The 6,317-nt window shown below is 66.6% G+C and carries 5 protein-coding genes and 2 pseudogenes; 3 read left to right on the forward strand and 4 right to left on the reverse strand.

Going from position 1 to position 6,317, the window contains the following annotated elements:
• Nucleotides 1-308: 308 nt before the first annotated feature.
• A pseudogene (locus ACFYO5_RS37815) lies at nt 309-716 on the forward strand (transposase); the annotation flags it as partial.
• A 233-nt stretch (nt 717-949) separates the two neighbouring features.
• On the opposite strand, the gene ACFYO5_RS37820 reads toward ACFYO5_RS37815, so the two are convergent.
• Complete coding sequence (locus tag ACFYO5_RS37820; protein ID WP_388718300.1) at nt 950-1,243, reverse strand: hypothetical protein; 294 nt, start codon at nt 1,241-1,243, stop codon at nt 950-952.
• Here ACFYO5_RS37820 and ACFYO5_RS37825 point away from each other — a divergent pair.
• A complete protein-coding gene (locus ACFYO5_RS37825; protein ID WP_388718302.1) occupies nt 1,242-1,631 on the forward strand; it encodes a hypothetical protein in 390 nt (129 codons plus the stop codon). The genes ACFYO5_RS37820 and ACFYO5_RS37825 overlap by 2 nt on opposite strands.
• Before the next feature lie 364 nt (nt 1,632-1,995).
• Here the strand turns inward: ACFYO5_RS37825 and ACFYO5_RS37830 are convergent, their stop codons facing one another.
• A complete protein-coding gene (locus ACFYO5_RS37830) occupies nt 1,996-3,471 on the reverse strand; it encodes an NF041680 family putative transposase (RefSeq protein ID WP_388718308.1) in 1,476 nt (491 codons plus the stop codon).
• A 750-nt stretch (nt 3,472-4,221) separates the two neighbouring features.
• Nucleotides 4,222-4,887, reverse strand: a complete 666-nt coding sequence (locus ACFYO5_RS37835) for an exonuclease domain-containing protein (RefSeq protein ID WP_388718305.1) — start codon at nt 4,885-4,887, stop codon at nt 4,222-4,224.
• A 77-nt stretch (nt 4,888-4,964) separates the two neighbouring features.
• On the opposite strand from ACFYO5_RS37835, the pseudogene ACFYO5_RS37840 reads away from it, so the two are divergent.
• Nucleotides 4,965-5,846: pseudogene (locus ACFYO5_RS37840) on the forward strand (IS5 family transposase).
• Here the strand turns inward: ACFYO5_RS37840 and ACFYO5_RS37845 are convergent.
• Nucleotides 5,746-6,144 (reverse strand): hypothetical protein, encoded by a 399-nt coding sequence (locus ACFYO5_RS37845; RefSeq protein ID WP_388718311.1) that lies wholly within the window; start codon nt 6,142-6,144, stop codon nt 5,746-5,748. The pseudogene ACFYO5_RS37840 and the gene ACFYO5_RS37845 overlap by 101 nt on opposite strands.
• Nucleotides 6,145-6,317: the final 173 nt, after the last annotated feature.

Consider the following 6,317-nt stretch of genomic DNA (forward strand, 5'->3'; position numbering starts at 1 on the left):
CGCCACCCGCTACGAGAAACGCGCCTACATCTACCTCGGCACCGCCACTCTCGCAGCCCTCATCATCTGGCTCCGAACATGATCCAAGAAACAACACCTAGTGCGTGTTTCTGATCCCCGGTCCTGAGTAGCCTTGGGGCCTAGGCTGGCCTGGTGTCCGAGGACACCGGGCAGGCCGGGGACAGGATCTGTCGGGCTTGTGGTGAACGGCTGAGGCCGGGCGCCCGGCCCGGTGCCGTGTTCTGTTCGTCGGTGTGTCGGTCCAGGCAGTGGCGGAAGGAACGGCGGCTGCGCAAGCGCCTGGCGGCCGCGGCCTGCCCCTCATGGTCATGGTCACCCCCGCCGACCTGCACGACGCCGCAGCGGCCAAGGAAGTCCTCTTCCGCCTCCGTCTTATGCACCCCGAGATCACGATCGTCTGGGCCGACTCCGCCTATGCCGGAAAGCTCATCGACTGGGCAAAACAGCACCTCAACCTCACCATCAAACCGGTCAGCCGCCCCAAGGACGCCTCCGGCTTCGTCGTGCTGCCCCGCCGCTGGGTCGTCGAGAGGTCGCTCGCGTGGATGATGCACGCCCGCCGCCACGCGAGGGACTACGAGCGGCTCATCCAGCACTCCGAGACCCTGATCACCTGGGCTGCCATCACCCTCATGACCAGGCGTCTCGCCCGGAAGGGAGCCACCCCCAGCTGGCTGCGGAAACCGGCGCCGACCGACGGCTGACCACCCTCTTCCCCGCGTCGCCGATGACGACCTCCGTTCGTCAGGGTATCCCTGACGAACGGATGCCGTCAGGGATACCCTGACGGCATGACTGACAGGCACGAGACGCCGCCCGACCCCTCGTCACTGAGTGAGTTCCTCGAAGCGGAACTGGACGAGGCGGCGACCCGCAACGCGCCGCTGACTCCACTGGACGAGGCGTATATCGCGCATGCCGATGCTCTCTACTCCGTGGTCTGCCAGGTGATCGCCGACTTTCCGCTCAAGCCCCGCACGACGCACGAAGTCGGGTCGACTCTGCGGGATGCACTGGAGCTGAGGCGTCTCACCGACGCTGTGGTGGAGAGCGCCGTCATCGTTGAACGGGAGAGGGGCGCCAGCTGGACATCGATCGGCCAGGCCGCGGACAGCACCAAGCAGAGTGCACACGAACGGTGGGCCGACGCCGTCCACTTGTGGACTCTGCACGGTCGCCGGCGCCGCCGCATGCTCGGATCGCTCGCCGACGCCCGCGCCATGGACGAGTGGTATGCGGATCTGACCACGGCGAACGTGAGGTATCCGACCGTCCCCTACGCGATCACCGCCGGGCTCGCAGCGACCGACCCACGCAACGTGGTCGAACAGCAAGCCGCGGACAAGACGCGATCCACCGCCCAGAGCCTCTACCGGCGTCTGGACGAGCTACGGCAGAAGAGCACCACGGCGTACTCAGCATCGTTCGAAGCCATCGGCACCGATGGCCATGCGGTCGCCCGGCAGCGGTGGGCAGACGTCCACGTCGCGATGGCCGAGGTATTCGACGAACTCGCCGCGGCCGAGCCCACTATCGCCGAGAACCACCAGCGAGCGGCAGCAAAGCAACGCGCCATCGCCGACGACATCCGCAACCCCAAAGAGAACTGATCAAGAGGTCTCTTCAGGGCTTCCAACCGAGCGGTAGTTGAGAAACACGCACTTAAGCTTGTCGTTTAACGTCGGCGTGAGATGAGTCGAGCGAGTGGCTCTGTGGGCCAGCAGAGCCATTGGAGAAGAGGGCTGGTGACCACGAACCAGTGGACGCTGATTCGGCCCTGCTTTTTGTCCAGGATCAGTGGGGCTTCGTCCCGGTAGACGTAGCGGAGGTATCGGCGACGGATCGGCGCTCCGGCTATCAGCAGCACTGGCGAGGTGACAAGGATGGCCACCGGGACCAGGGCCCTTGCTGTGAAGAGCTTCGCTTTCTCCTCGTAGCGCATCCGCTCAGTGTGCTGATGCTCGAAGTCGTTTGTCAGCCTGTCCTGCGGGGTTTGGTGCCGATCTTGTGGTGGGCGGGTCGGCTGTATGCCTCGCCGGTGGCAAGGACTCTGCCCACGTCATGGCGGGTGGCTTGGCGGCGGTTCTTCGAACCCGGAGGGCGACCTGGTCCGGGCCGGGACGGTTTCGGTGCACCGGCTGGTGACCCGGTCTTCGCGTGCAGGTTTCTGAAGCCTCTGCGGACGCGGGCGGGTGTCAGTCTGTTCGGTTCGGCCGGCTTCTCCCAAGGCCGCCGCAGGTCGGTGGCCAGTGGGCGGGCGAGCCGGAGCTGGGCATAGGCGGCGATCACCAAACATGTCCACCGGTCGCCCGCCTCCGAGTCGCGGAGCCGGGGCTTGGTCCAGCCAAGGGTCTGCTTGAACAGGCGAAATGTGTGCTCGATGTCGAAGCGGCGGAGGAAGGACTGCCAGCAGCGTTCGACGTCCGCTTCGGTGGCGCCGGTGCCTGACCACCACAGCCAGACCGGCTTGTTGACTCCACCGGACGGCAGTTTCTCCACGACCAAGCGGATGACTGTGCCCTCGATGAGGGGGAGCGGTCCGGCGTGGTCGAGCCATGCGGCCCGGCGGGTCAGCCGCGGGTGCAGCCGGTCCCACGCCTGTGTAGTCGCCTTCCCATAGAGCCGGGTGTCCGTAGTCGTCACGGCCTGCTCAGCGCCCCAGGTTGTGGGGTCGCCGAAGACGAACTCGCCGCCGTGCTTGGGCGGTCTGCCGCCCTTGGGGTTGGCCAGGCCGAACTCTTTGCGGGAGGGTGCCGGACGCCGCATCACGCGGTCCGAACGGAGCCGCCCGACGATCTCGACGGGCAGCCCCGCCAGCAGGTGGGCGATGCGCGGAGCGTCGTATCCCGCGTCCAGCACGACCAGGACCTCCGGGTCACCCGGTCGCCACTGGCCGGCGACGACCAGCCGCTCAATGACCTCGCGGACCTGCACCGTGGTCACCGCAGCGACATCGGCGCCGGGCTCCAGGCGGACCGCGTCCAGCACCGCCGTCCAGGACGTGCGGCCGGTCTCCAGAGCGGCCACCACCGAGTACGGCCAGCCAGGCACCATCTGATGTTTGCCCTCGCCCCGGCCGAACGTGTGGCAAAAGGCCCGGTCAGCACACGTGTTGGCGTCCGGCCGCAGCCACGGCGAGACATCCACAGCCAGCACCAGCCGACCATCCGCCGCCCTCGGCAACGGCACCCCGACGAGGGCACGACGCAACCTCGCGACATCGATCCGCCCCTGGTTCAGCCCGCCGTACAGAGCCCCGTGACCACGACGGTGTTCAGGAGCGAGCGCGAGATCAACCAGCGTCCGCACTGGCCCGTCCGTGCACAACAGCGCGTCGCACAACTCGAACAACGCATCGCCCCGCGCGGTTAGACACGCGTACAGCTCCGACCGGAAGTGTGACACTTCCGCGAACGCATCCCGCAGGACGCACTGATGCACCAAACTCACGACCACGGCCTTCACGCTGATCCACTCTGTGACGGAGCACAGGATCAGACGGAGGCCGCTTCACGTCCGCTGGACTGCCAAAACGCCGACCAAGTTCGAGCCGCGTTCGACACCGGACCATAAATGACAAGAAAAAGTGCGTGTTTCTAAGCCCCGCAGGTGGGAGCGCGCGGGTTCGTGTATCGAAGTCGGTGCTGCCACAAACCACCATTCCGTGTCCTGAAACGATGGTGATCGTTTGTCAACATATGAACTCGCGAACCGCTGCCCGAGCGATTGTTGTCAGCCTCGCGCTGCTGGGAGCCTGCCAGACCCCGCCGGCGTGGGCCGGGGGGATCGGCGACTTCCTGTCACCCGCGTTCGGAACCAGCTGCGCCAACCACAACACGGGGGCACACGCGGACGGAGTCACCCGCCACGGCACCGGCTCAGTTGATGGGAACCTCGCTAACGTCCCGATCGGCCCTGCTTTCAACCAGTGCGGTGGCGCCGACGTCCGCCTAGATGTGCTGGATGGGCCGCTGCTCGACCTCGCCACCGCCAAACTCCAGGGTTCTTGAGCGGCACTGTTGCAAGCCATGAATGATGCCACTCTCATTGCACAGCCCGAAGCCCCCGCTGACGTCAACCACCAACGGCACATCGGGGGTTCCTTGACGCGCGGCTGCGAAGATGGAGAACACCTAGTTACGGGCCAAAGTACGCGTCATCATGTGCGGTCCAACCATCAGTACCGTGCACAGGCGCCCGTCACACCCCGTCCTGTGGCCCACCAGCCGTTGTCCGTCTGCGGCGAGCCGCAGGGGACAACGCCGGTTCGGAGCGCACGGACAATCCCGGGCCTGCCCCACTGCCGTTATGGACGATCCCCTGTGAGTTCGCCTGCGAGCGCCCTTCGGAAAACGTGAACCCACGGCTTTCGCCATGCCTTTCAGGAGGTCCACTACGGCCCGGCAGTCCGACAGTGCTCGATGGTCCCCGCCGTCCAGGGGCTGCCACGCGTAGTTGCCCCAGTAGTCGGACCAGTCGCCGAACCACTCGGAGTACGGCAGCATCACGTCCTCGAACTTCACGGCGGCAAGCCAGGCCGCAGCCTGCTTCTGCGCCCGCACCACCGCCTGCTCCCGCAGCCCCTCGGACATGATGCCCGTCGCCGCCACCTGCCGGGCCGCGTCCGGCGCCGCCTGGTCGAGGTAGTGCAGCGTCAGCTCGTGCCGCAGCCGACCGACGTCGAAGGGCTTGTTGTAGATCAGGCACCGCCCCCCCCTCCAGGACCTCCTCCAGGCGCGGAAGGACGTCGGCGAACGAGGGGGCCCCCATCGTCATCTGGTTGGTGATCCCGTGAATGGCGGTCGACTCGGCGGGGATCGGGACGCGCGGGTCGATGAGTACGTCCAGGAGGACATCCCCGCCCATGCTGTACCGGCCAAGTCCACGATCCTGACGTCGTCCTCCAGGCCGGTGGTCTCTGTCAGCTGATCGTTCCCGTCAGCATGGGGCGGGGTGATTTATCCGATGAGGAATGGGCTCGGTTGGAGCCACACCTGCCCAAGAACGTGGGGCGAGGTGGCCGTTGGAAGAGCCACCGCAGAGTGGTCAACGGCATCCTCTTCCGGCAGCGGACCGGCCTTCCATGGCGGGACCTGCCGGCGCGGTTCGGGAAGTGGAAGACCTGCCGTGATCGGCACCGCAGATGGTCAGCGGACGGCACGTGGGAAAAGATCCTGCGGGCCGTCCAGGCCGACGCCGATGCGGAAGGCCGGATCGACTGGAGCATGGTCAGCGTGGACTCGACGTCCTGCCGTGCCCATCAGCACTCCGCAGGTGCCCGACGGCACAACCCACACATCCGGGGCAGACGCGGTCGGCCCGTCCACCACCGCCCAGACGAAGCTCTGGGCCGCTCCCGGGGCGGCCTGACCTGCAAGATCTACCTGGCCTGTGAGGGCGGACGCCGTCCACTTGCGTTGCTGATCACGCCGGGTCAGTAGGGTGATGCCCCGCAGCTGATCCCGGTGCTGGACCGCATCCGCGTTCCTCGCCGGGGAGGCGGACGCCCCCGCACGCGGCCTGACCACCTCGGCGGCGACAAGGCGTATTCGTCCCGCCGCAACCGCCGCTACCTCCGGCGACGGCAGATCAAGCACACCATCCCGGAGCCAAAGGACCAGCGTGCCAACCGTCAACGCAGAGGCAGCAGGGGTGGTCGGCCCGCCGGCTTCGACAAGACGATCTACAAGCGTCGCAACGAAGTTGAACGAACCATCAACCGACTCAAGAACTTCCGGGCCGTGGCGCCGCGTTACGACAAGAGGGCCTACATTTTCCATGGCACTGTAACCGTCGCCGCGATCTGGCTGTGGCTCCGCCCCTGACCCGCCAGACAGTTGAGCCGTCGGGGTCGTGGCCGTTCTCCCGGCCGACGGTTTGGGCCAGGGACCGCAGACGCCGGGCCAGAACCCGGTCGAGGACGAGCGGCTGGGGGCCGGTTGACGACACAACCGTCTTGCCGACGAAGTACAGGAACTTGGTGTAGAACGACGGACCGAACTCGGGAGCGAGGCTCTGAAGCCCTGCGTAAGCAGCTTTCGCGCGCAGGACAAGCCCCCTGCCGGAGGGCGCGAAACCCCGGCGGCCGGCCGCCGCTGCGGGGGCAGCGGGGGAGAAACTGATCTCGCAGCTTCAACGCCATCTGGAGAAATGGCCGCAACTGCGCCCCGGTCAGTCGGTCCGCCCTGCCAAGGTGTGACTTAGGCGTTGTTTCTTGGATCATGTTCGGAGCCAGATGATGAGGGCTGCGAGAGTGGCGGTGCCGAGGTAGATGTAGGCGCGTTTCTCGTAGCGGG

It is taken from the genome of Streptomyces sp. NPDC006259 (assembly GCF_042870975.1).
Classification (GTDB): Bacteria; Actinomycetota; Actinomycetes; order Streptomycetales; family Streptomycetaceae; genus Streptomyces.